Origin of the sequence: Haloferax sp. S1W (genome assembly GCF_044593955.1) — an archaeon.
GTDB lineage: Archaea > Halobacteriota > Halobacteria > Halobacteriales > Haloferacaceae > Haloferax.
The window spans coordinates 2,296,838-2,318,871 of record NZ_CP172595.1 but is presented as its reverse complement, the minus strand read 5'-3'; the positions used below and the strand labels follow the sequence as shown (position 1 = coordinate 2,318,871).

General features: G+C 62.1%; 21 protein-coding genes. 10 read left to right on the top strand and 11 right to left on the bottom strand.

What is annotated here, in order from left to right; all coding sequences use genetic code 11:
• Positions 1-48: 48 nt before the first annotated feature.
• A complete protein-coding gene (gene larE / locus ACH9L7_RS12210; protein WP_396610975.1) occupies positions 49-927 on the bottom strand; it encodes an ATP-dependent sacrificial sulfur transferase LarE in 879 nt (292 codons plus the stop codon).
• A 139-nt stretch (positions 928-1,066) separates the two neighbouring features.
• On the opposite strand from larE, the gene ACH9L7_RS12205 reads away from it, so the two are divergent.
• Positions 1,067-3,058, top strand: coding sequence for an endonuclease MutS2 (locus ACH9L7_RS12205; protein WP_396610974.1), 1,992 nt, complete (start codon positions 1,067-1,069; stop codon positions 3,056-3,058).
• 9 nt (positions 3,059-3,067) lie between these two features.
• On the opposite strand, the gene ACH9L7_RS12200 is transcribed toward ACH9L7_RS12205, so the two are convergent.
• Positions 3,068-3,622 carry a GNAT family N-acetyltransferase gene (locus ACH9L7_RS12200; protein ID WP_396610973.1) on the bottom strand — a complete coding sequence of 185 codons (555 nt, stop codon included), beginning with the start codon at positions 3,620-3,622 and terminating at the stop codon, positions 3,068-3,070.
• A gap of 64 nt (positions 3,623-3,686) precedes the next feature.
• Positions 3,687-4,094 carry a hypothetical protein gene (locus tag ACH9L7_RS12195; RefSeq protein ID WP_396610972.1) on the bottom strand — a complete coding sequence of 136 codons (408 nt, stop codon included), beginning with the start codon at positions 4,092-4,094 and terminating at the stop codon, positions 3,687-3,689.
• Between the two features lie 149 nt (positions 4,095-4,243).
• Between ACH9L7_RS12195 and ACH9L7_RS12190 the strand changes: the two genes are divergently transcribed.
• Both ACH9L7_RS12190 and rpiA read left to right on the top strand, forming a co-directional pair.
• The gene (locus ACH9L7_RS12190) at positions 4,244-5,368 is read left to right on the top strand and encodes an ORC1-type DNA replication protein (protein ID WP_396610971.1); all 1,125 of its coding nucleotides are present in this window, start codon (positions 4,244-4,246) and stop codon (positions 5,366-5,368) included.
• An 83-nt stretch (positions 5,369-5,451) separates the two neighbouring features.
• Entirely contained in the window at positions 5,452-6,138 is a 687-nt protein-coding gene (rpiA, locus tag ACH9L7_RS12185; protein ID WP_396610970.1) for a ribose-5-phosphate isomerase RpiA, read from the top strand.
• Between the two features lie 121 nt (positions 6,139-6,259).
• On the opposite strand, the gene ACH9L7_RS12180 is transcribed toward rpiA, so the two are convergent.
• On the bottom strand, positions 6,260-6,427 hold the full coding sequence (locus ACH9L7_RS12180; protein ID WP_007544286.1) for a DUF1931 family protein: 168 nt from the start codon (positions 6,425-6,427) through the stop codon (positions 6,260-6,262).
• Between the two features lie 184 nt (positions 6,428-6,611).
• On the opposite strand from ACH9L7_RS12180, the gene larB reads away from it, so the two are divergent.
• From larB to ACH9L7_RS12165, 3 genes are all read left to right on the top strand, one after another.
• Positions 6,612-7,367, top strand: coding sequence for a nickel pincer cofactor biosynthesis protein LarB (larB, locus tag ACH9L7_RS12175; protein ID WP_396610969.1), 756 nt, complete (start codon positions 6,612-6,614; stop codon positions 7,365-7,367).
• Positions 7,368-7,373: 6 nt separating this feature from the next.
• Positions 7,374-7,616, top strand: coding sequence for a GIY-YIG nuclease family protein (locus ACH9L7_RS12170; protein ID WP_396610968.1), 243 nt, complete (start codon positions 7,374-7,376; stop codon positions 7,614-7,616).
• Between the two features lie 103 nt (positions 7,617-7,719).
• Positions 7,720-9,093, top strand: coding sequence for a phosphoglucomutase/phosphomannomutase family protein (locus ACH9L7_RS12165; protein ID WP_396610967.1), 1,374 nt, complete (start codon positions 7,720-7,722; stop codon positions 9,091-9,093).
• A 76-nt stretch (positions 9,094-9,169) separates the two neighbouring features.
• Here ACH9L7_RS12165 and ACH9L7_RS12160 read toward each other — a convergent pair whose 3' ends face one another.
• From ACH9L7_RS12160 to ACH9L7_RS12145, 4 genes are all read right to left on the bottom strand, one after another.
• Positions 9,170-9,598, bottom strand: coding sequence for an ArsR family transcriptional regulator (locus ACH9L7_RS12160; protein WP_396610966.1), 429 nt, complete (start codon positions 9,596-9,598; stop codon positions 9,170-9,172).
• 71 nt (positions 9,599-9,669) lie between these two features.
• Entirely contained in the window at positions 9,670-10,050 is a 381-nt protein-coding gene (locus ACH9L7_RS12155) for a GNAT family N-acetyltransferase (protein WP_396610965.1), read from the bottom strand.
• A 73-nt stretch (positions 10,051-10,123) separates the two neighbouring features.
• On the bottom strand, positions 10,124-10,615 hold the full coding sequence (locus ACH9L7_RS12150; RefSeq protein WP_396610964.1) for a redoxin domain-containing protein: 492 nt from the start codon (positions 10,613-10,615) through the stop codon (positions 10,124-10,126).
• A gap of 97 nt (positions 10,616-10,712) precedes the next feature.
• The gene (locus ACH9L7_RS12145; protein WP_396610963.1) at positions 10,713-10,913 is read right to left on the bottom strand and encodes a ubiquitin-like small modifier protein 2; all 201 of its coding nucleotides are present in this window, start codon (positions 10,911-10,913) and stop codon (positions 10,713-10,715) included.
• Between the two features lie 136 nt (positions 10,914-11,049).
• Here ACH9L7_RS12145 and ACH9L7_RS12140 point away from each other — a divergent pair, with 136 nt between their 5' ends.
• Positions 11,050-12,033, top strand: coding sequence for a replication factor C small subunit (locus ACH9L7_RS12140; protein ID WP_396610962.1), 984 nt, complete (start codon positions 11,050-11,052; stop codon positions 12,031-12,033).
• Positions 12,034-12,048: 15 nt separating this feature from the next.
• Here the strand turns inward: ACH9L7_RS12140 and ACH9L7_RS12135 are convergent, their stop codons facing one another.
• On the bottom strand, positions 12,049-14,295 hold the full coding sequence (locus ACH9L7_RS12135) for a GAF domain-containing protein (RefSeq protein ID WP_396610961.1): 2,247 nt from the start codon (positions 14,293-14,295) through the stop codon (positions 12,049-12,051).
• Positions 14,296-14,604: 309 nt separating this feature from the next.
• Here ACH9L7_RS12135 and alaS point away from each other — a divergent pair, with 309 nt between their 5' ends.
• Complete coding sequence (gene alaS, locus ACH9L7_RS12130; RefSeq protein WP_396610960.1) at positions 14,605-17,373, top strand: alanine--tRNA ligase; 2,769 nt, start codon at positions 14,605-14,607, stop codon at positions 17,371-17,373.
• A gap of 172 nt (positions 17,374-17,545) precedes the next feature.
• Entirely contained in the window at positions 17,546-18,103 is a 558-nt protein-coding gene (locus ACH9L7_RS12125; protein ID WP_396610959.1) for a hypothetical protein, read from the top strand.
• A gap of 129 nt (positions 18,104-18,232) precedes the next feature.
• On the opposite strand, the gene ACH9L7_RS12120 is transcribed toward ACH9L7_RS12125, so the two are convergent.
• Complete coding sequence (locus tag ACH9L7_RS12120; protein WP_396610958.1) at positions 18,233-20,113, bottom strand: transposase; 1,881 nt, start codon at positions 20,111-20,113, stop codon at positions 18,233-18,235.
• Positions 20,114-20,532: 419 nt separating this feature from the next.
• Between ACH9L7_RS12120 and ACH9L7_RS12115 the strand changes: the two genes are divergently transcribed.
• Positions 20,533-21,375: a class I SAM-dependent methyltransferase gene (locus tag ACH9L7_RS12115; RefSeq protein ID WP_396610957.1), complete on the top strand. Its 843-nt coding sequence runs from the start codon at positions 20,533-20,535 to the stop codon at positions 21,373-21,375.
• A gap of 370 nt (positions 21,376-21,745) precedes the next feature.
• Here ACH9L7_RS12115 and ACH9L7_RS12110 read toward each other — a convergent pair whose 3' ends face one another.
• Positions 21,746-21,928 (bottom strand): hypothetical protein, encoded by a 183-nt coding sequence (locus tag ACH9L7_RS12110; RefSeq protein ID WP_396610956.1) that lies wholly within the window; start codon positions 21,926-21,928, stop codon positions 21,746-21,748.
• Positions 21,929-22,034 lie beyond the last annotated feature (106 nt).

Sequence of the window (22,034 nt, the reverse complement as noted above, 5' to 3'; positions counted from 1 at the left end):
ACGTTGTCCCGCCGCCGACTTACTTCCGCATCGGACTGTCTCGCCGACTCACTTCCGCATCGGATAGTCCTGTGCGAATACGTCTTCGACCAGCAGGTCGTCTTCCTCTTCGTCCGCAGCAGGACTGACACTGCCGGTCCGGTAGCCGTGTAAGTCCAGCGTCACGTGGTCGAAGCCAACGTCCTTGATGTGGTCGCGGGCGGCGCGCACGAAGTCCGGGTCGAGGGCGCGGTCCAGTTCGTCCGGTGCGACTTCGATGCGTGCCAGACCGTCGTGGTCGCGGACGCGGAACTGCTCGAAGCCCCACGTCCGAAGGATCGTCTCAGCCTGTTCAACCCGCGAGAGGCGCTCTTCGGTCACTTCGAGGCCGGTTGGGATGCGCGACGAGAGACAGGCCATCGAGGGCTTGTCGGCGACGGAGAGGTCGTACTCGTCGGCGATTTCGCGGACCTCCTCTTTCGTGATGTCGTGTGCGAGAAGCGGTGAGACGACCTCTAACTCTTCGACGGCGCGGAGGCCGGGGCGGTGTCCTTCACCGGGGTCAGAAGCGTTCGTCCCGTCACAGACCGTCTCGATGCCGCGTTCACGGGCGGCCTCGTACATCCGACCGAGGCGCATCGTCCGGCAGTGATAACACCGGTCGTCGTCGTTCGTCACGAAGTCCGGGTTATCGAGTTCGGAGAATTCGACGACGACGTGTTCGATGCCGATTTCCTCGGCCACGCGCGCCGCGTCTTCGAGTTCGGCGTCGGGGAGAGTCTCGCTCTTTGCCGTGCAGGCGACCGCGTTCTCGCCGAGGGCGTCGAACGCGAGTGCGGCGACGACACTGGAGTCTACGCCGCCGGAGAAGGCGACGAGGGCACTGTCGCGTTCTGCGAGTGCCTCGCGTACTGCATCCGCCTTCCTTGCGGCGTCTCGCTCGCTCATGGGCCTTCCTTCCCAGTCGATGGGCAAAAGCCCCTCGTCACAGGCGCGACCGGCCGCAACTCACCGCCTCGGCTCGGAACCCACCGACGGCGGAGACGACGTACCACTTTTTGTCCCTTGCCGCGATAGGTGCGCCCGAATGGACTTCGAGACTATCCCGGGCGTCGGTGAGAAGACGGCGGCGGCGCTCGCGGAACTCGACGACGCCGAGCGAGCGCTGACCGACGGCGATGTCGCGGCGCTCGCACGAGCACCGGGGCTTACGGAGGGCAGGGCAGCAGCAATCGCACGGGGTGCGATTCGTCGCGACCACGACGACCCCGGTGGCTTCCTCGCCACCGACCGGGCCTCGGAACTCTATCGCGACGCGCTCGGCCTCCTGCAAGACCGCACGGTCACCGACTACGCCGAGAAACGACTGGAGACGCTGTTTCCCACGGGGTCGGCTTCCCGAATCGCGGAGGTCCGCGAGTTCGCCCGCGACGCGACAGCCCTCGACCCGGACCCCGACGTGCTGTCGGCGCTCTCGGGTGTCGAACCGCTTTCCGACCCGAAACCGCGTCGCGTCCGCGAGCGCTGTATCGCCACCGCCGATGCCGAACGATACGCCGCGGCGAAGGAGGCATTCCCAGAACTCTCTATCGAAGTCGTCGAAGACGCGCGCGGCATCGGCGAACTCGCGCGCTCGTACTCGACGGTCATCGTCCTCGACGAGTCGTTCGCGGGCATCGACGTGGACGGCGACGTGCGCGTGCTTCCGGACGCTGCCGAGCGCACCCACGAAATCGTTCCCGAGCGTCTCCTGACGTTCTTCGCCGAGAACCGCGAGGCACTCGTGGCCGCCGCCGAGGTCCACGACGCTGCGGGAATCGACCCGCCGTGTGACCTCACGGCGCTCCGTGACGCGCTCTCTCGCCTCGACGACGACGGAACCATCGTCGGCGACGACGAACTCCAGCGACTCACGGCCGCTGTCGACGACATCGACGCCGCCGTTTCGACCGCCGAATCGGTCGCCAACGACCGCCTCCGTGACGTCATCCGCAACCGCGACGTGACCATCGAGGGGACCGACTTCCTCTCGTTGGTCGAACAGGGTGCGCGCGTGGACTCGCTCCTCTCGCGCGAACTCGAAGACGAGTTCGACGAGGCGTTGGCTGCTGCCCGTGACCACTTCGTGGACTCACTGGGCCTCCGTCCGGGCGAAGCGGACCTCACAGACCGCGTCTTCCCGGAGAATCCGTCGTTCCCGCTCGAACACGAAGAAGAAGCGGTCGGCCGCCTTCGCACCGAACTCAAGGCCGCCCGCGACCGCCGCGCCGCGAAACTGAAAGCCGACCTCGCTTCGGACCTCGGAGACCTCCGCGACCCGGTCGAGACGCTGGTCCGCGATGCGCTCGAACTCGATGTGTGCCTCGCCATCTCGCGGTTCGCCCGCGACTTCGACTGCGTGTTTCCCGAATTCACGGGTGCTGCGGGCGACGACGGCCTCGGAACCTTCGCTATCGAAGCCGGACGCTCGCCGCTTCTCGACGTGGATTTCGAGGGCGTGGACCCCGTCGATTACGAGGTTTCGGGTGTCACGCTTCTCTCGGGCGTCAACAGCGGTGGGAAGACATCGACCCTTGACCTCGTGGGCCTCGTCGTCGTCCTCGCCCACATGGGGCTTCCCGTCCCCGCCGAGTCGGCTCACCTCTCGCGGTTCTCCGAACTCCACTACTACGCCAAGTCGCAGGGAACCCTCGACGCCGGTGCCTTCGAGAGCACGCTTCGGGACTTCGCCGCGCTCACCGACGGCGCAGCAGACCGACTCGTCCTCGTGGACGAACTGGAGAGCATCACCGAACCCGGCGCGTCGGCGAAGATTATCGCCGGTATTCTCGAAGAACTCGCCGAGCAGGGCGCGGCCGCCGTGTTCGTCTCCCACCTCGCGGGCGGCATCCGCGAGGCCGCAGACGTTTCGGTCGCGGTGGACGGTATCGAGGCTGTCGGCCTCGAAAACGGCGAACTCGTGGTGAATCGCTCGCCCGTCAAGGACCACCTTGCTCGGTCGACTCCGGAACTCATCGTCGAGAAGTTGGCTGGCGAGAGCGACGGCGAGTTCTACGGGCGGTTGTTGGAGAAATTCTGAACCCTGATTTTAGTCGTCAGCCAGCCACTCCTCGCGAAGCAGGCCGTACCGAACCAAATCCCGGTGGGCACCGTCGACGTACATCAATTTCCGCTGTCGTCCTTCCTCGACGAAGCCGAGTGATTCCAGAAGACCGCGAGAGGCGTCGTTGCAGTCGAATGCGCCTGCACCAATCGCGGGAGTGTCGTAGGTCCGAAAGGCGTAGTCGATGGCGAGCGAGACTGACTCTTTCCCGTAGCCCTCGCCGTGAACGTCGGGAATCAGCCAGTAGCCGAGTTCCGGGCGCTTGTAGTGGGCGTCGGCGACGCTTATCTGTCCGATTCGGGTGATGTCGTCTTCGTCCGGGTCGGCCGCGTCGGCGTCGTCGGATTCGAGACAGACGAGAAACTGGTCCGGCGCGTTGCAGTCGTCCGATATTTCGTACTGCTCGCGGTTCATGACCGGGTTGCCGAGCGTGTACCGAAGTTCGGGATTCGCGGCCGCGCGCTGGATAAACGGGATGTCTTCGGTTTCGACCGTCCGGAGCGTGACTCGCTCGCCGCTCGTGACAATTGCGCCGGGCATGGGTAGAGCGGCACGGGGGTCCGGTATACGTTTTCTGTGTCGTTGCTCCTGTCACCCAGCTAATTCAGTAGGTGACGTAGCGACTCGCCACCTCCCACCGAATCGTGGCGACGAGGCCGACGAGACCGAGGAGAATCGCACCTAACGGTGCGAGCGTCTCCGGTGCGGTGTAGTCATTGTTCGTCTCGAAATCGAATCGGTAGTACGTGTCGTCGCGCTCGACGAGTCCGGGAAGGTTTCCGGGGTCGTCTTCGAACCGTAGCTCTTCGCCATCGAGGGCGCGGTCGACGTAGCTCCGTTCGGTCTCGGATAGTTCGCTGTACAGCGGCGGCACCGAATCCGGAACCTCGGTCGTCTGACTCTCGAACCGATAGGTGTAGTCTTGGTCGCTACCGAACCCAAATCCGAGGACGCCACCACCGACGAGGGCGAGCGAGACGAGGAGGGCGACGAGATGCGCACGGGTTGTCATATCCTTCGCTTATCTTGTCTACGAATTAACTACTCTGGCGGTCGGCTCGGTACGTTGCCGTCGCGAGCGACTCGGTTCCGGTTCCGTGTCCGACTCCCGTCCGCCGTCGCGGTAAACGATTAAGTCCCCGGCGCGTGGTACTCTATTCGATGAGGGAGGACCCCGAAGAGGGGATGTTGTCGTGGGACGAGACGGTGTTCCGCGACGAGCACGTCTTCGAGATAGACCACATCCCGGAGACGTTCAATCACCGCGAGAGCCAACTCCGGAGTCTGAAGTACGCGCTTCGCCCGGCAGTACGCGGTTCTCGCCCCCTGAATACGATGGTTCGCGGGCCGCCCGGGACTGGCAAGACCACCGCCGTCCAGAAACTCTTCGGCGAGTTGGGCACGAAGTCGGGGGTCCGCACGGTCCGGGTGAACTGCCAGGTCGATTCGACCCGATACGCGGTGTTTTCCCGGGTCTTCGAACACATCTTCGAGTACGAACCCCCGTCGTCGGGCATCTCGTTCAAGAAGCTGTTCGGCCAGATTACCGACCGACTGGTCGAAGACGACGAGGTTCTCGTCGTCGCCCTCGACGACGTGAACTACCTGTTCTACGAGAACGAGGCCTCGGACACGCTCTACTCGCTGCTTCGCGCCCACGAGGCGCACTCCGGAGCGCGCATCGGCGTCATCATCATCTCGTCGGACCTCTCGCTCGACGTTATCGACGAACTCGACGGACGCGTCCAGAGCGTCTTCCGGCCCGAGGAGGTGTTTTTCCCTCGCTACGACGTGAGCGAAATCGTGGATATCCTCCGTGGCCGGACCAAACGCGGGTTCCACGAGGATGTCATCGGTGACCCCGAACTCGACCGAGTGGCGGAACTCACCGCCGACAGCGGTGACCTGCGGGTCGGCATCGACTTGCTCCGCCGCGCAGGCCTGCACGCCGAAATGCGCGCCTCGCGGACCGTCGACAAGGAAGACGTGGAGGCGGCCTACGACAAGTCGAAGTACGTTCATCTCTCGCGGTGTCTCCGCGGCCTTTCGGACCCCGAACGCGAACTGGTCCGTGTCGTCGCCGAATTCGACGGCGAACGCGCCGGAGCCGTCTACGAGGCGTTCAACGAGGAGACCGGACTGGGATATACGCGCTACTCCGAACTCGTGAACAAACTCGACCAACTCGGCGTCATCGAAGCGCGGTACACCGAAATCGAAGGACGCGGCCGTACACGTTCTATCTCGCTCGCGTACGACGCCGACGCTGTCTTGGACCGTCTCTGAGGCCCGGCGGCGGCCCCGGACAGCCATCTCGACGCTCCATCGTTTCAGGTCCATTTTTACTCGCTCCCCGAGTCGCCACAGCCATGAAGACGACTGGCGGAACCGACGAGCAGAAACGCCGTGCCGCGGAGGCCGCGGTCGAAGCAGTCGAAGACGGGATGGTCGTCGGTCTCGGAACCGGGAGCACGACCGCCTTCGCCATCGAGGCCATCGGCGACCTTGTCGCCGACGGGATGGACCTTCGAGGCGTTCCGACATCCTTCGCGTCCCGCGAACTCGCTCGCGAGTCCGGCGTCCCCCTCGCCGACCTCGACGAAATCGATGCTATCGACCTCGCTATCGACGGTGCTGATCAGGTTGCCGACGGCACGCTCGTAAAAGGCGGCGGGGCCGCCCACGCCCGCGAGAAAGTGGTCGATGCCTTCGCCGACCGATTCCTCGTCGTGGCAGACCCGTCGAAGATGGCGGACGAACTCTCGCACTCGGTCCCGGTCGAGGTGCTTCCAAACGCCCGAACGACCGTCGCAGCAGCTGTTTCGGACCTCGGCGGTGAGGCTGAACTGCGACGCGCCGAGCGAAAAGACGGCCCGGTCGTCACAGACAACGGGAATCTCGTCCTCGACTGTGACTTCGGGACTATCGACGACCCGGGGCCGCTCGCAGCGTCGCTGTCGTCGCTTCCGGGTGTGGTCGAACACGGTATCTTCGCCGGACTCGCCGACGAAATCTACGTCGGCACCGACGACGGTGTCGACGTAATCGAACTGTAGGCCGTCGTCGGGTCTCTACAGCGTTCGTCGCAGTCGCTCGCGGGTTTTCTGTGGCCTGTTGTCGCATCGAGCGCTGCCGCTCTCGACTGGTAATAAATGAAAGAGAGTAGTTGAAACCGATTTACAGGTCGCGGGGCTGGACCGTCTTACGGTCGTTCTGCTCAGCACGTCGAGCAGCGTCGTCGAGAAGCTCCTTGACTTCCTCGTCGAGAGCGTCGTAGAAGTCCGAGGCCACGTTCTTGTCCTGAAGCGCTTCCTTGACGGCTGCCTTGACAATGAGGTCTGCCATACAGGATATCCTACCGATTCGCCCTTAATAAACATTCCTATATTGGACGTTAATACCGCCGAATACGGCGGTTATGGCGCTTCTTTGAGGACGAATTTCCGACTGATAGTATCCACTTATATATGCTTTCCGTATCCGATGGCGAAACGACGGGTATGAGTACGCCTCGGGCCAACGAACGGGCATGCGCGACATCCTGGAGGCCGTCGCGGCGGGCGACCTCTCGCCGGCCGAGGCCGAAGCACAACTCGCGGGATACGCGACCACCGACGCGGGCCGGTTCGACGCCGCCCGAGAGTCCCGTCGCGGACTCCCTGAAGCCATCCTTGCCGAGGGAAAAACGCCGGACGAGACCGCGACGCTTGCGGTCGCGGCGGTCGAAACGAGCGGTCGTGCGCTCGTCACCCGCGCGAGTCCCGACCACGCGGAAGCTATCGCCCACGCGCTTCCCGACTGCGAAATCGACCGCAACGCCCGTGCTCGGACTGTCGTTGCCTGCGACGCCAGTTACGAATCGCCCGATATCGACGCCACCGTCGGCGTCGTCACCGGCGGTACCTCCGACGCGGAGGCCGCGGGCGAGGCAGCGGTCGTTCTCGAACAGATGGGCGTCTCTGTCGAACTGCTCGAAGACGTGGGTGTGGCCCACCTCGGGCGCGTGCTCGACCACCTCGACTTGCTCCGCGAAGTCGACGTGCTCATCGTCGCTGCCGGGCGAGAGGGTGCGCTTCCGACCGTCGTGGCTGGACTGGTCGATACGCCCGTCATCGGGCTTCCCATCTCGACCGGATATGGACACGGTGGCAATGGCGAGGCGGCGCTTCTCGGGATGATTCAGTCCTGTACCGTCCTCTCGGTCGTGAATACGGACGCCGGGTATATTGCCGGTTCGCAGGCGGGGTTGATTGCTCGGGCGGTCGCGGCTGCCAGAGCCGAGTAACCATCCGTGCACTTCGTCTACGTCCTCCGGTGCAGCGACGACTCCCTGTACACCGGGTACACGACCGATGTCGAGCGCCGCGTCGCAGAACACGACGCCGGTGAGGGTGCGAAATACACGCGCGGGCGCACGCCGGTCGAACTCGTCCACGTCGAGTCCTACGACTCGAAGTCGGCCGCAATGTCCCGCGAGTACGAGATTAAACAGCTCTCCAGACGCCAGAAACTCGACCTCGTCGAGTCGCCGTGACGGGTCGAACTCGGAGACGACGGCCGGTGTCGTAACAACTCTTTTGGCAGTCGCATTCGGCGACGTAACGTAGTTTTTTGCCTCGCCGCGGCGACGTTCGAATATGGACGAAATCTCCTTCGGGACCGATGGGTGGCGAGCAACGTTGGACACGTTCACGGACGACCGCGTCCGAATCGTCGGACAGGCGGTCGCCGATTATCTCGCGGACGAGGGCCACACCGACCCGGTCCTCGTCGGCTACGACGCCCGCGAAACGTCGCCCGGATTCGCCGAATCGCTCGCTGAGGTCGTCGCCGGAAACGGCTTCGACGTACTGCTTCCCGAGCGGGACTGCCCGACCCCGCTTGTCGCCTACGCTATCGTCGACCGCGGCCTGTCGGGGGCGCTCATGGTCACGGCGTCGCACAACCCGCCGGAGTACAACGGCGTGAAGTTCATCCCGTCGGACGGTGCACCAGCCCTACCGGAGATAACCGACGCCGTCGCCGAGCGCCTCGCCGAACCGGACCTGCTTCCCGAATCCGAACGCGGGACCATCGAGCGCGTCGATATCGTCTCTCCGCACGCCGACCACGCCATCGACCTCGTCGGGAGCGACCTCTCTGACCTGACCGTCGTCTACGACGCGATGCACGGTAGCGGTCGCGGCGTGACGGATGCTCTCATCGAATCGGCCGGTGCCGAAGTCATCCGACTCCGCTGCGAGCGCGACGCCACTTTCGGCGGTATCTCGCCGGAACCCTCGGCGGAGTACCTCGACGAACTCGCCGAGGCGATGGACGAACACGACGCCAACCTCGGGGTCGCCAATGACGGTGACGCCGACCGCATCGCCATCGCCACGCCGGACCGCGGCGTCCTCGACGAGAACCTGTTTTTCGCCGCCGTCTACGACTACCTGCTCGAATCGGACTCTGGCCCGGCCATCCGCACCGTCTCGACGACGTTCCTTATCGACCGCATCGCCGAAGCACACGGTGAGGAGGTCTTCGAGACCGCGGTCGGATTCAAGTGGGTCGCCGACGCGATGGGGAAACACGACGCACTCATCGGTGGCGAGGAGTCTGGCGGGTTCTCCATCCGCGGGCACGTCCGCGAGAAAGACGGCGTGTTGATGGGTCTGCTCGCGGCCAGCGCCGCCGCAGAAGAGGACTTCGACGCACGACTCGACCGCATCGCAGCGGAGCACGGCGAAATCGTCGCCGACAAGATAAGCATCGACTGTCCGGACTCGGAGAAAGCCCGCGTCATCGACGAACTGGACGATGTCCTCCCCGAGACGGTCGCTGGCCGCGACATCGCCAAAGTCGTCACGCTCGATGGCTTCAAACTCCTCTTAGAAGACGGCTCGTGGGTGCTGGTCCGTCCGTCCGGTACGGAACCGAAGATGCGAGTCTACGCGGAAGCAGACAGCGAAGCCGCGGTCAGTGAACTCCTCGACGCGGGTCACGAACTCGTCGAACCGCTCGTCTAACCGGACGCCTCACTCGTTGAACCGGACGCCCCGCTCGCCGAACCGGACGCCTCGCTCACTGCGACTGGATTTCGTATCACTCTTCGTCGGTCTCTTCCGGTCTGACGACGCCGCGATAGGACGGCGTAAACAGTGGCAGCGTCTCCGCGTGCTCGGTCAGTATCACCTCGTCTTCTGTCCATTCGACGAGGTTCGCGGCTTCGAGTTTCGGCAGGTGGACGTGAACGAACCCGGCTTCCGCCTGCTCGACGATTTGCACGTCGACTTTGTCCGGCGGCCGGTCCGTCGTCCGACATGCGAGCGCGATTGCAAGTTCCCACGTCGGCACTGGGCCAGGTCGTTCGTAGAGGTACTGGAGAATGTAGCGGCGCGATGAATCAGAGAGTGCGTCGAACACGAGTTCCCAGTCGGAGCGGAGTCGCTCCTCTCGGGTCGGCGTGCGCTGTTCACCTCGACGGTATCCCGCTCCCTCCTCGTCGGAATCCCGCCCGTCTCGTTTTGCCATGGACTCGCCCACAACGTATAATGGTCGCGTCACTAAGTCTGTGTCGGTTGGTAGCACCCATCACGGGGGAATTATTCCGAAGAAGCGACGCAAACCCCTCGGAATCGGTCGCCTGCGGGTTCGATGTCGAAGCCGAGCGATTCGTAGAACGGCCGAACCTGCTCGCCGAAGTCGGCGACGAGACGGCCACGCCGGGTGAGCGCGGCATCGACGAGGGTCGTCCCGATACCGCGGCCGCGCCTACTTGGCGAGACGGCGACGGCATCGACGTACTCTCCGTCTAAGACGAGCGCGCCGACGACGCGGCCCAAGTCTTCGGCGACGAGACAGTCGCCCGCGTGGAGTTTGCCTCGGACCTCCTCGGCAGTCGCTTCGAGGAGACCGGCATCGAGGATTCGCATGACTGCGACCAACTCGTCGGGCGTGCCTTCGCGGACGACGGTGTCGCTCATCACTCGGTCTGGGGTGCGAGGAAAGAAAGGTTCGGCGGGAGCGATGCGGAGGCGGTTAGGGACCGGTTGACGTTTACGCCGCGAGGCGGTCGAGGCGTTGTAACAGGTCGTCGATTTGGGGGCGGTCGGCCGGATTCGACCCGCGGTGAGTGTAGGCCACGTCCGGTTCGTTGCCGCGCAGGTCGACGAGGACTGCCTCGGGCATCCGGCCCACCATGTCGTGAAGTTTACCGAGCGCACCGAAACGCGTCGGTTGGTCGAACTCGTCACCCACGTCTGCACCGGGGTCGGCCAGAAGCGGGAACGGCAGGTCGTAGCTCTGTTGCCACTTTTTGGTGCGTTCCGGCGGGTCGGGGAGGACGGACACGACTTCGGTGTTTCGTGACTCGAACTCGTCGTACCGGCGCTTTATCGACTGCACCTGCCGGCGACAGACCTTACAGTAGTAGTCGCGCTGGAGCAGCAACAACATGAAATCGGACTCGATGGTGGCCAGTGAGAGGACATCCGGCCCGGCGGCGACGTTCGGCAGTTCGAAATCGAGGGAGTGGGAGTTGGCAGACACAGTCAGGGATTCGTGAACGTCGGCAATAATCGTCTCCCGGAATTGCGGACACGATACCAGACTCCGAAAGCAGTCTGTCGGACGGTGGTCTGTTCCGTTACCCGCCTTTGATGAGGCGAAGCACTTTGACCCGGTCCACTTCGATGGGTTGGTCCTCGGGGACGGGTCGGCCATCGACGAGGACGGACACCTCGTGCGGACTGAGGTCCACCGCCTTCACGAGGTCCGCGTAGGTCCCGTCGTCGCCGACGGCGACTTCGTGGGTCTCCTCGCCGACGACTTCCACGGTCACGTTCATGCTCGCTCGTGGGGTGGCGGCGGATTTCAGTCCGTCGGCTTCGGCGTCTTCCTCGGCCGACGCCTGCCGCCGTTGTGACCGCTTTCGGTCGCACCGTCTCGGACGGTTTATGTTCGGGGCGACCCGTGGGATGGGTATGAGCGAGGCCGCGGAGTCGGGCGACGCCCCGGCGGGTCGTGAAATCTGGATCGAGAAGTACCGACCGCAGACCCTCGACGATGTCTACGGTCAGGAGGAAATCGTCGAACGCCTGCGCAGTTACATCGAACGCGACGACCTGCCGCACCTGCTGTTTGCGGGTCCGGCGGGCGTCGGCAAGACCACGTCCGCGACGGCCATCGCCCGCGCCATCTACGGCGACGACTGGCGCGGTAACTTCCTCGAACTCAACGCCTCCGACGAGCGCGGTATCGACGTGGTCCGCGACCGAATCAAGAGCTTCGCCCGGTCGTCTTTCGGTGGCCACGACTACCGCATCATCTTCCTCGACGAGGCCGACTCGCTGACGAACGACGCGCAGTCGGCGCTCCGCCGGACGATGGAGCAGTTCTCCGACAACACGCGATTCATCCTCTCGTGTAACTACTCGTCGAAGATTATCGACCCCATCCAGTCGCGGTGTGCGGTCTTCCGCTTCTCGCCGCTCGGTGACGACGCCATCGCCGACCAGACCCGCGACATCGCCGACGCGGAGGGTATCGAACTCACCGAAGACGGTCTCGACGCCCTCGTCTACGCCGCTGGCGGCGACATGCGCCGCGCCATCAACTCGCTGCAGGCCGCGGCGACGACAGGCGAAGTCGTCGACGAAGAGGCAGTCTACATGATTACCTCGACCGCCCGCCCAGAGGACATCGAGAAGATGGTCCGAAACGCCATCGACGGTGAGTTCACGGCCGCACGAAAGCAGTTAGAGACGCTTATCGTCGACACCGGGATGGCTGGCGGCGACATCATCGACCAACTCCACCGCTCGGTCTGGGACTTCGACCTCGACGAGCGCGCCGCCGTCCGCCTCATGGAGCGTATCGGCGAGGCCGACTACCGAATCTCGGAAGGTGCGAACGAACAGGTGCAACTCGAAGCACTGCTCGCGTCGCTCGCGCTCTCGGAGAATTAATTCAGGTTCCGTTTCTCACGCCCGGAACTCGAACCGGGCACCGCCCGACCGTCCCGACGTGACGATAACCGACCAGCCGTGGGCTTCGGCGATAGACGAGACGATAGCGAGTCCGTAGCCGATGCCGTCGCCGCCCGTCGTCTCGCCGGGTTCGAACACCTCCTCGCGGCGGTCCGGGGCGATACCAGGACCGTCGTCTTCGACGTAGAACCCGCCGTCGAGACCGCCGACAGTGACAGATACGTCCGCGTGGCCGTGTTCGACCGCGTTTCGGAACAGGTTACAGAGCAACTCGACCAACCGCGCTCTGTCGGCCTCGATTGTGACGCCCTCGGAGACTGCCAACTTGGCGTCCACCGTCTCGGTTCGCTTCCACGCCGCTCGTGCGGCGCTCGCTACCTCGACTGGTGTAGTTTCGTCGACGAGTTGGCCGCGCCGCGCGAGCGACAGGAGGTCGTCGATGAGGGTCTCCATCTGGTCGAGCGCCTCCATCGCGGTGTCGAACCGTGATTCTTTGCCGGTCTCCTGTGCAAGTTGGAGATTGCCTCGGGCAATCGAAAGCGGGTTCCGCAGGTCGTGGCTGACGATGCTGGCGAACTCTTCGAGTCGTTCGTTTTGCCGCTCTAACTCGCTTTCGCGCTCCTTCCGCTCGGTGATGTCGGTGTAGATTGCGTACCCCGACCCGCGCTCTTCGCCGGGCGACAGCGGAACGACGTTCAGAATGAATTCGCGAATGCCGTCGTCGGTCCAGCGGCGAACTTCGCCGCGGTAACTCTCGCCCGCCGCGACGAGGAGTTCGGGGAGGCGCTCGTCGGCGTCGTCGCGCATCTCGTCTTCCGACGGAACGACCTGTCCGAGGAGGTCGGTTCCGACGACTTCGTCCGCGTCGTAGCCGAACATCTCCTGAAACGCCTGATTCACGGCGCGCACAGAGACCGTACAGTCTGCGACATCGTAGGCGACGGCCGCGTCCGAGACGTGGTCGAACAGGGCGCTCGACCGGTCGCGTTCTTCGCGGAGGTGCGACTCCGCATCGATGTGGTCTGCCGTGACAGAGACGTGGGCCATGAGCAGTTCGGCCAACTCGACATCGGACTCGTCGAACGCACCCGTCTCGAACGACGCCGCCTGGAAGACACCGAAGTCACCGATTGGAACGCTCAAAACCGCCCGATACAGTCGCTTGGCGGGTTTCGCATCGGGGTGGGTCCGAACGTCGTCTGCGACGTGTGTTTCTCCCGTCGTGTACGACACTGCGGCCACACCGCCGTCTTCGAGCGGGACGCGTTCGGCACCCTCTGTGGGTTCGCCGGACGAAATCGCCGTCGGGATGATGTAGCCGTCTTCGACGCGTCCGATGTAACTCAGGTCGAACTCCAGAATGTCGTCGGTAATTTCGACGGTTCGTTCGAACAATTCGTCGAGCGTCGTCGCGGTGGCCAACTCGGTTGCGCCGTGGTGGAGGCGTTCGATTTGCTCTCGACGGGCGGCCATCTCGGCTTCCGACTCGATGCGGGCCCGCGTCTCGGAGACGTATCTGGCGAGCAGTTCGGCCATCCGTCGGTCAGTTTCGTCGTACGCGCCGACGTCGTTCGAGATGGCCTGAAAGACGCCTTCGTCGCCCATCGGGACGCTCACGACCGAGCGATACGCCGGGTCCTCGGGTGCCGCTTCGGGGTGGTTCCGTACGTCGCCGACGAGGAACGATTCGCCCTGCCGGTACGTCTGGCCGACGATTCCCCTATCGGTCGGAATTGGCCCCTTTTCTTCCAGGTTACAGTGGTCGCTCGCGCGAATGTACATCCCGTCGCCCTCGTGGACGATGAACGAACTGTTGTCAAATTCGAGGATGTGGCCGGCGAGGCCGAGTGCGCGTTCGTACAACTCGTCGACCGACTCAGCGGTGATGAGTTCCGTCGTTCCCTCGTAGAGCCGTCTGATTCGGTCCCACTCCCCGTTCGTACTGGCGGAACGGGATGGTTGCCTTTGGGAGAGGACCCATCGAAGTTGCGTCTGGAGGCTTTCACGGTCGCCACAGCGGACGTACGCCGCAAAACGACTGGGATTCGTGACCTCTTCGGGCGGGACATCAGTGTACAAAATCGCTGGGACGTCCCGCGGAACCGGCTCTTCGGGGTCGGAGACGACCACACACGCCGGGTCGGTCGACGCCGACGTGTCGCTCATGGGTGTAACTCTTACTCCGTCTTCGAGTCCGAGGTTACAGTCGACATTCTCTTCTACGAGAATGGTCGGTTCCATTGCGGGCACAGTGGTCCTCCGATATGACGGATAGAAAATATATAATCATTGCGGCATGTTCTACTACACCGCGTACACTGGTCACCCATCACACGTTTCTTTGAGTTTTTACCGGATACCTCGGGTCGCGGAGGCGTTGTCACACGCTCGTTATGCGGTCAGCACCCTGCTGCGGCGTGCGTTCTGTCCGCCTCGGTTGCATCGTGGGGAAAAGAACGACGCGGCCCGTGCGGGTGAATTTGGCCGGAATCGGGCGTCTGCGTCTATTTCCCGGAACTGTTTTACCCGACGGTAGACCAGACTTTGGCAATGAGCGAACTCGAATCGGAGTACCGCCTCGACTATTTCGAGGAGGAGGGCTTCTACCGGAAGCAGTGTCCCGTGACGGGCGCGTACTTCTGGACACGTGACCCTGACCGAGAGACCTGCGGCGAACCGCCAGCGGACGACTACACCTTCATCGACAACCCCGGATTCGATGAGGAGTACACGCTGGAGGAGATGCGCGAGGAGTTCCTCTCGTTTTTCGAGGAACACGACCACGAGCGCATCGACCCCTATCCGGTCGCTGCGAACCGCTGGCGCGACGACGTACTCTTGACGCAGGCGTCTATCTACGACTTCCAACCGCTCGTCACCTCGGGTGAGACGCCGCCGCCCGCGAACCCGCTGACCATCTCACAGCCCTGTATCCGCATGCAGGACATCGACAACGTCGGCAAGACGGGTCGCCACACGATGGCGTTCGAGATGATGGCGCACCACGCCTTCAACGCCCGCGAGGAAGCGGGCGACCAGTACGCCTACGAGGGCGAAGTCTACTGGAAGGACGAGACGGTCCGTCTCTGTGACGAGTTCTTCGAATCCCTCGGCGCGGATATCTCCGAAATCACCTACATCGAGGACCCGTGGGTCGGCGGCGGCAACGCCGGTCCCGCCTTCGAGGTGCTCTACCGCGGTGCCGAACTCGCCACCCTCGTCTTCATGTCGATGAAGCAGGACCCCGACGGCGAGTACGAACTCAAGGACGGCAACACCTACTCGCCGATGGACACCTACATCGTCGACACCGGGTACGGACTCGAACGGTGGACGTGGGTGTCGCAGGGGACGCCGACGGTCTACGAGGCCGTCTACCCCGACATGATCGACTTCCTCAAGGACAACGTCGGTATCGAACACACCGACGCGGAAGAGGAACTCATCCACCGCGCGGCGAAGCGCTCGGGGAACCTCGACATCGACGAAATCGACGACCTCGCCACCGCCCGCGCCGAAGTCGCCGACGAACTCGGCGTCGACGCCGACGAACTGACCGAACTGCTCCGTCCCCTCGAAGACATCTACGCCATCGCCGACCACTGCCGCACGCTCGCGTACATGTTCGGTGACGGCATCGTCCCGTCGAACGTCGGCACGGGCTACCTCGCACGGATGGTCCTCCGGCGCACCAAGCGCCTCGTCGACAACCTCGGCGTGGACGCGCCCCTCGACGAACTCGTGGACATGCAGGCCGAGCGACTGGACTACCAGAACCGCGACACCATCCGCGACATCGTCCGCAGCGAGGAACGCAAGTACAGAAAGACGCTCGAACGCGGGTCGCGGAAGGTCCAGCAACTCGCCGACGACTACGCCAACAAGGACGAACCGATTCCGGTCGACAACCTCATCGAACTGTACGACTCCCACGGCATCCAACCCGACATGGTACAGGAGATTGCCGAGGAGCGCGGCGCGACCGTCGACATCCCCGACGACTTCTACTCGCTCGTCGCCGACCGCCACGAGCAGGTCGATGCGGACGCCGCAACCTCTGAGCGCGACGAGCGCCTCGGCGACCTCCCTGCGACGGACAAACTCTACTACGACGACCAAGATCGCACCGAGTTCGAAGCAGTCGTCCTCGACGTGTTCGAGCGCGAGGAGGGCTACGACGTGGTCCTCGACCAGACGATGTTCTACCCCGAAGGCGGTGGCCAACCCGCCGACCACGGGACGCTCTCGACCGACGACACGACGGTCGAAGTGTCTGACGTGCAAATCGAAGGCGACGTGGTGCTCCACCGCACTGACGACGTCCCCGGCAAGGGCGAGTTCGTCCGCGGCCAACTCGACGTGGAGCGTCGTCGCCGCCTGATGCGACACCACACTGCGACTCACGTCATCGGCCACGCGATTCGGACGGTCCTCGGCGACCACATCCGGCAGGCCGGTGCCTCGAAGGGCGTCGACCGCTCGCGCCTCGACGTGACCCACTACGAGCGCATCACGCGCGAGGAAGTCAAGCAAATCGAGCGCGTCGCCAACGAGATAGTAATGCGGAACATCCCGGTCAAACAGGAGTGGCCGGACCGCCGCGACGCCGAGAAGAAACACGGCTTCGACCTCTATCAGGGTGGCATTCCGCCGGGAGAGAAGATTCGCCTCATCCACGTCGGCAGCGACGTGCAGGCGTGTGGTGGCACCCACGTCAAGCGCACCGGCGACATCGGCGCTATCAAAGTGCTGAACACGGAACCGGTGCAGGACGGCGTCGAACGCGTCGTCTTCGCTGCTGGCGACGCCGCCATCGAGGCGACCCAGCGCACCGAAGATTCCCTCTACGAGGCCGCGGACGTCCTCGACGTGAACGCCGATGACGTTCCCGAGACGGCCGAGCGCTTCTTCACCGAGTGGAAGGAACGCGGTAAGACCATCGACCGCCTGAAGACGGAACTCGCCGAGGCGCGCGCTGCCGCGGGTGCCGACGACATCGATATCGACGGCACGCCCGCCGTGATTCAGCGACTCGACAGTGATGCGGACGAACTCCGTGCGACTGCGAACGCCCTCGTCGAAGAAGGGAAGGTCGCCGTCCTCGGGTCTGCCGCCGGTGGCAGCGCTCAGTTCGTCGTCGGCGTCCCCGACAACGTGGGCATCAACGCCGGACAGGTCGTCGGCCAACTCGCCCAGAAGGTCGGCGGCGGTGGCGGCGGCCCGGCCGACTTCGCACAGGGTGGCGGTCCCGACGTAGATGCGCTGGACGACGTGCTCGACGAAGCGCCGGACATCCTCCGGACAGTGTTGAACGCGTAAGACATACGTCTCTTCTTTCTTTTACTCTCTATTCTGGGGAAACCCGCATAGTCACCTTTTCACCCGTCATATTTGGGGTGATTGGAGAGTTGTCAATATTTTATACATATCCAACTAGCGCGTAGTTTCAAGTCATTGAGAACGTATTCACGTTAGAGGGGTGACAATATCTGTGGACCGACTGAGTAGTGGAGAGACGCAGACAGTCTTGGTTCTCGACGGCGGACTGTCGGCACCAACCGCAGACCTGGTAAACGGGTCTGACATTCTGCTTCTCGCGCTAGATTTCTCGCCGCGTGGGACGGTGTCGCCCGACGGTTGGCAGCGCCGTCTCGGGTTCGAACCATCGGAACTCGCCGTCGTCACGACGGAGACCCGGTCCACCGACTCGTTCGATGCGGTGGAGGTTGGAAAGGTCCCGTCACCAGCAGACCTGACTGGTATCGGTGTCCAAGCGACCAAACTGCTCGAGCGGTGGGACAACAAGAGAGATGGGTCCATCTGTGTCGTCCTCGACTCGCTTACGGTCCTGTTTCAGTACGCGCAGCTCCAACCTGTCTACCGGTTTCTGCACGTGCTGACGACCCGAATCGCCAACGTCGACGGCTACGGAATCGTCTTTTTCGACCCGCTCACACAGGACCAACAGGCAGTCCAAAGTATCGCGTCACTGTTCGATGCCGTCGTCGAACGGTCCGAGGCGGACGAGTGGCAGACGCGCCAGCGGTGAGGCCTCCATCACTGAGCGCGAACGTCAGCGGTGAGGGGTTCGTCACCGGACGCGAGTCCGACACACTAACAGTTGTTGGCAATGTGGGTGATGTTATTCAATTCGAGAGGGTCGAAGGCGGAACCTCTTTCAGAGGCTGAACTTCAGGTAAAAATCCTTCCGAATCATCTCACTGAATTCTGATAACTCCCCTTCGGGAACTTCCCCAATTTCGAGTGACGCCGGGTCGTCAATCATGTTACTCAGGAACACGACCGCCTTCCAGTATTTCCCGTGCTTTCCGAGGTCGTGATCGTCATCCCGGTCGGCACCAATCGCGTTCGCCACTGTCCATATGTTGTACAGCAGCACCGCGTACCCGAACAGGAACATCCGGTGTTCAATCTGGCTTGATCCTGACTGTGGTAGAAACCGGTTCTTGATCACTCGATATGAGGTTTCTACACCCCATCTTCCGCGGAATTTCTCAGCCAGTACCTCCGCGCCGTTTCGCTCCTTGGTGGCGAACTCTCGCGGGTCGCGGTTGGTGTAGAACTGCGTCAGCGCGTCGGTCGGGTCGTCAAAGTCCTCTTTCTGGAGACGCGATTTCTTCTCTTCCGGCAGCACGAACATGTAGTCGCGTTCGTCCTTGACGTCGCCGACGCCCCACCGGAACATGTCCCACTCCTTGTCTTCTTCGAGGAACTCCTCTTTGACCTCCTGAAGCTTGTCTGAGCCCTTCTTGCCCTTGATGATGAAGTCGGCCTCGCTCCGGACTTTGGTCGCCACGCCGCCTTGGTAGAACTCGCTGTCTAGGTAGACCCAATCGATGTCGAACTTCGCCGTAGCGAACCGCAGCAGCCGATCAACCACGCCATCCAGGTTCGAGGCCGACTTCACCGGAAGCCACACGACCGTGATCGGCGTGTTCGTACCGACGAGAGCCAGCGTAGCGAACTTCCACGCGTAGGCGTAGTTGCGACCAGCCTTCGTCCCCGAGACCCACTCGGGAATCTCGCCGTCCTCGTACGTGCCGAACCACGGCCACGGCGTCACGTCGATGGCGACTTCCACCGTGTCACCGAAGTAGTCGTACTCCTCTTCGAGCAACTGGATCATCGACTCGTTCGCCGCCAGGTACATCGCCGTGATTTCACGGCGGTCGGACTTGGCGAGGTGCGTGACGAAGTTGCGGCGCTTGGGTGGTTCACTACCCCACAGCCACGGCTTTCCCTCGATCACTTCCTGCGAAGTCTCCATGCTCGTCCCATGAAGACAGGCGACATCCAGCAGTTTGAACAGCACGTTCTTTTCGTGGGTGAGGTTGTTAGAGCGCTTGATCTGAAGGAATTTCAGGGCCTTCTGACGAAGATCGCGCGTGATTAGCTGGAGATCGCGTGGGCCTTCACCATCGGAAGCGAGAGACGGTGGGGCAGGTACGAGTTCTTCGTGTTTTGTCCCTTGGACGAATTCGATTACGTCATCCTGAAGCCGGTCAAAGTACGGTTGGAAGAGTTCTTCGACATCATCTTGATACCGAGACAGCGTCGGCTGAGTCACGGGCTCGGAGAGATTCAGCTCATCATCATACTTTCCGGTGTCCTCGCTTGATGATTTGGTAATGCTATTCACCGATTCGTCTTTGAGTAGGTTCGCCAGCAACAATGAGCGGACCAACTCATCGACAACAAATTTCCGTCCGAACGATGGGAGTTCATCGACGTGTCCGTGGCCAGCTCGGAGCTCCAACTCTCCGACGGCACTGGCCAGATCGTCGTGTCTGATGATATTCTGGAAGAGTTGTTGCTTCAGATTCTTGTACGCGGGATCGCCGGTCTCGATGAAGGTCCCCTTCCCGTCTCTGCGCGACTCTTCTGGATCTAGATCGCCGTGAATTAAGTCGTATTCCTCTTTGAGAAAGTCCTGGATCGATTCAATCCGGGGTAGTTGCGACTCGTCGGTATCCCCACCGCTGTCTCCCGGATCAAACGTGTATTCCGTCCTTTCGGGTTCGAAATCCGAATCGTCCACTACCCGAAAATTTTTTTGACATCATTTTAATCATGCCGACTAACCACCTGCGCCCTTACGCAAAACAATGGAATACAATCAACGTCCTGATATTGGTACTGCCTAGCGTGAAGATGTAGAGGATTGATGCAGCATAGTGACTCTGTTTCTCTCACACCGAAATCAGTGAACCAACCGCTCACTTCACACTGGTACTGAGCTGTTGATTGGCCCACGTCTATCGGTTTCGGTTGGCGTCAGGAGATTCGTTTAACAGCTCTCACCCAATGGAAGCAAATCGGTGTTTTCAATACGGATCACCAGGATTTTGATTCTAGATAGCATCCACTTTTTTCTCCAACGGTGGTGATAGCGATGCAATTATCACTGATTCGGTGTACAGCTATTCGAGCACTCGCAGCCACTGGGGGTGCACGACAATGAAGTCCTTCCCGCTGGACGAGCTCCCGGCTCACTCGTCGTGGGCGACCTACCTGCTTGGTGCGGTCGATAAACCACCACGTGACCCGGACCTGTTCACTGGGACTGAGACGTACGAAAAGATCTACGAACATCTCCTCGAATCCTATCGGGAGAACTCTCCGTCGTACGAGGAATTCGTTCGGCAGACCCGCGGGAGCGGGCGGAACGAACAGAGCCTCGTATCCATCGAGGAGGAACTGTTTCTCGTTAACGACGCTGAGCTCGTTAAGCGTGACAGAACCGTTGTCAGGGAGGCGCTTTCACCGGTTTTGGATAGTGGGGAGACGGTGCTTGACCTCGGCTGTGGCTGGGGTTGGACGCTCGGTGCAATCACCGATGCATTCCCGGACGTACAGGTTGTTGGCGGTGAGTACAGCACGGCAGGCGTCGAGTTGGCCCGCGAACTGCACGCAGATGACGACCGTATCTCCGTCGAGGAGTTCGACTTCTATGGCGATTGGGACCTACTCGATGCTGTTCCCGATGACGAAGACACAGTGGTGTTCACGAAGGGCGCGTTCGTGACGCTGCCCGAGGCAGGACCAACCGTCGAGCGCTTCGAAGAACTCGTGCAGGCGGGCGACCTGCAAGCGGGCGCTCACCTCGAACAGGTTGGACCACATCCCGAAACCGTACTTGGGATCATTCGGGAGCGGTACGCCCAAGAGCGAGGCTACAGCATGGACTTGCTTGACCACCTCGAAGATGCGTCTTCACTCACTATCACGGACACGACATACGACGTGCTGGGGGACAACCCACTGCATCCCCTGACCGGAATTCAGTGGCAATCCACCTGAGGTTTGGTTGGGACCGTTCATCAGCGAACACAACCATCTACGACAACCTCCGACCCAGTCAATCAGTACTGGTGGTTTCCATCACGTGCCCCAGAATCCGTTCCCAGTATCACTGGCCGGATCGTCCGAGTCTCTCAGCGATCCCTTCCAGTCACTCTCCTTCGTTGAACACTTCCTATGTTGATGAGTCCATCTCCACGCTATGCATCTTCATTGACCGATCACCGACGAGTCGGTGCTGTATATGCGCTTTGTATCCATCACGGCGTATTCTGACTGGAAATAGAAACGACCGTTTTCTCACTCGAATAGGAGTCTACGGTTAATACTGTGAGCTGATGTTTCGCCCGAGGCGTCACCTCGTAATCAGTCACTCCTCGACACAGACAACGTCTCGCAGCTCTTCGAGGAGTTCTGGGTGATGTTCCGCGAGAACATCGACATCGGTCTCCAACTCTTCGATTCTACTACGCACACGATGGATTGCCTGGTATCGTTTTTCATCAGATACAGTAACCTCACCGGTAATTCTCTCACGGTCAGTCGTTGTCATAATGGCTCGGTATTTGCTCACGTACCGTGATTCAGAGACCATCTACTTCTACGTTAGCACCATAGCAACCTAACTTTGCACCATAGCCAATAGTTTGCTATAATGC

Excerpts from the sequence above, each read along its gene's own strand:
- larE (WP_396610975.1), bottom strand. The coding sequence starts at position 927 with ATGAGCGAGCGAGACGCCGCAAGGAAGGCGGATGCAGTACGCGAGGCA.
- ACH9L7_RS12205 (WP_396610974.1), top strand. The coding sequence starts at position 1,067 with ATGGACTTCGAGACTATCCCGGGCGTCGGTGAGAAGACGGCGGCGGCG.
- ACH9L7_RS12200 (WP_396610973.1), bottom strand. The coding sequence starts at position 3,622 with ATGCCCGGCGCAATTGTCACGAGCGGCGAGCGAGTCACGCTCCGGACG.
- ACH9L7_RS12195 (WP_396610972.1), bottom strand. The coding sequence starts at position 4,094 with ATGACAACCCGTGCGCATCTCGTCGCCCTCCTCGTCTCGCTCGCCCTC.
- ACH9L7_RS12190 (WP_396610971.1), top strand. The coding sequence starts at position 4,244 with ATGAGGGAGGACCCCGAAGAGGGGATGTTGTCGTGGGACGAGACGGTG.
- rpiA (WP_396610970.1), top strand. The coding sequence starts at position 5,452 with ATGAAGACGACTGGCGGAACCGACGAGCAGAAACGCCGTGCCGCGGAG.
- ACH9L7_RS12180 (WP_007544286.1), bottom strand. The coding sequence starts at position 6,427 with ATGGCAGACCTCATTGTCAAGGCAGCCGTCAAGGAAGCGCTTCAGGAC.
- larB (WP_396610969.1), top strand. The coding sequence starts at position 6,612 with ATGCGCGACATCCTGGAGGCCGTCGCGGCGGGCGACCTCTCGCCGGCC.
- ACH9L7_RS12165 (WP_396610967.1), top strand. The coding sequence starts at position 7,720 with ATGGACGAAATCTCCTTCGGGACCGATGGGTGGCGAGCAACGTTGGAC.
- ACH9L7_RS12160 (WP_396610966.1), bottom strand. The coding sequence starts at position 9,598 with ATGGCAAAACGAGACGGGCGGGATTCCGACGAGGAGGGAGCGGGATAC.
- ACH9L7_RS12155 (WP_396610965.1), bottom strand. The coding sequence starts at position 10,050 with ATGAGCGACACCGTCGTCCGCGAAGGCACGCCCGACGAGTTGGTCGCA.
- ACH9L7_RS12145 (WP_396610963.1), bottom strand. The coding sequence starts at position 10,913 with ATGAACGTGACCGTGGAAGTCGTCGGCGAGGAGACCCACGAAGTCGCC.
- ACH9L7_RS12140 (WP_396610962.1), top strand. The coding sequence starts at position 11,050 with ATGAGCGAGGCCGCGGAGTCGGGCGACGCCCCGGCGGGTCGTGAAATC.
- ACH9L7_RS12135 (WP_396610961.1), bottom strand. The coding sequence starts at position 14,295 with ATGGAACCGACCATTCTCGTAGAAGAGAATGTCGACTGTAACCTCGGA.
- alaS (WP_396610960.1), top strand. The coding sequence starts at position 14,605 with ATGAGCGAACTCGAATCGGAGTACCGCCTCGACTATTTCGAGGAGGAG.
- ACH9L7_RS12115 (WP_396610957.1), top strand. The coding sequence starts at position 20,533 with ATGAAGTCCTTCCCGCTGGACGAGCTCCCGGCTCACTCGTCGTGGGCG.
- ACH9L7_RS12110 (WP_396610956.1), bottom strand. The coding sequence starts at position 21,928 with ATGACAACGACTGACCGTGAGAGAATTACCGGTGAGGTTACTGTATCT.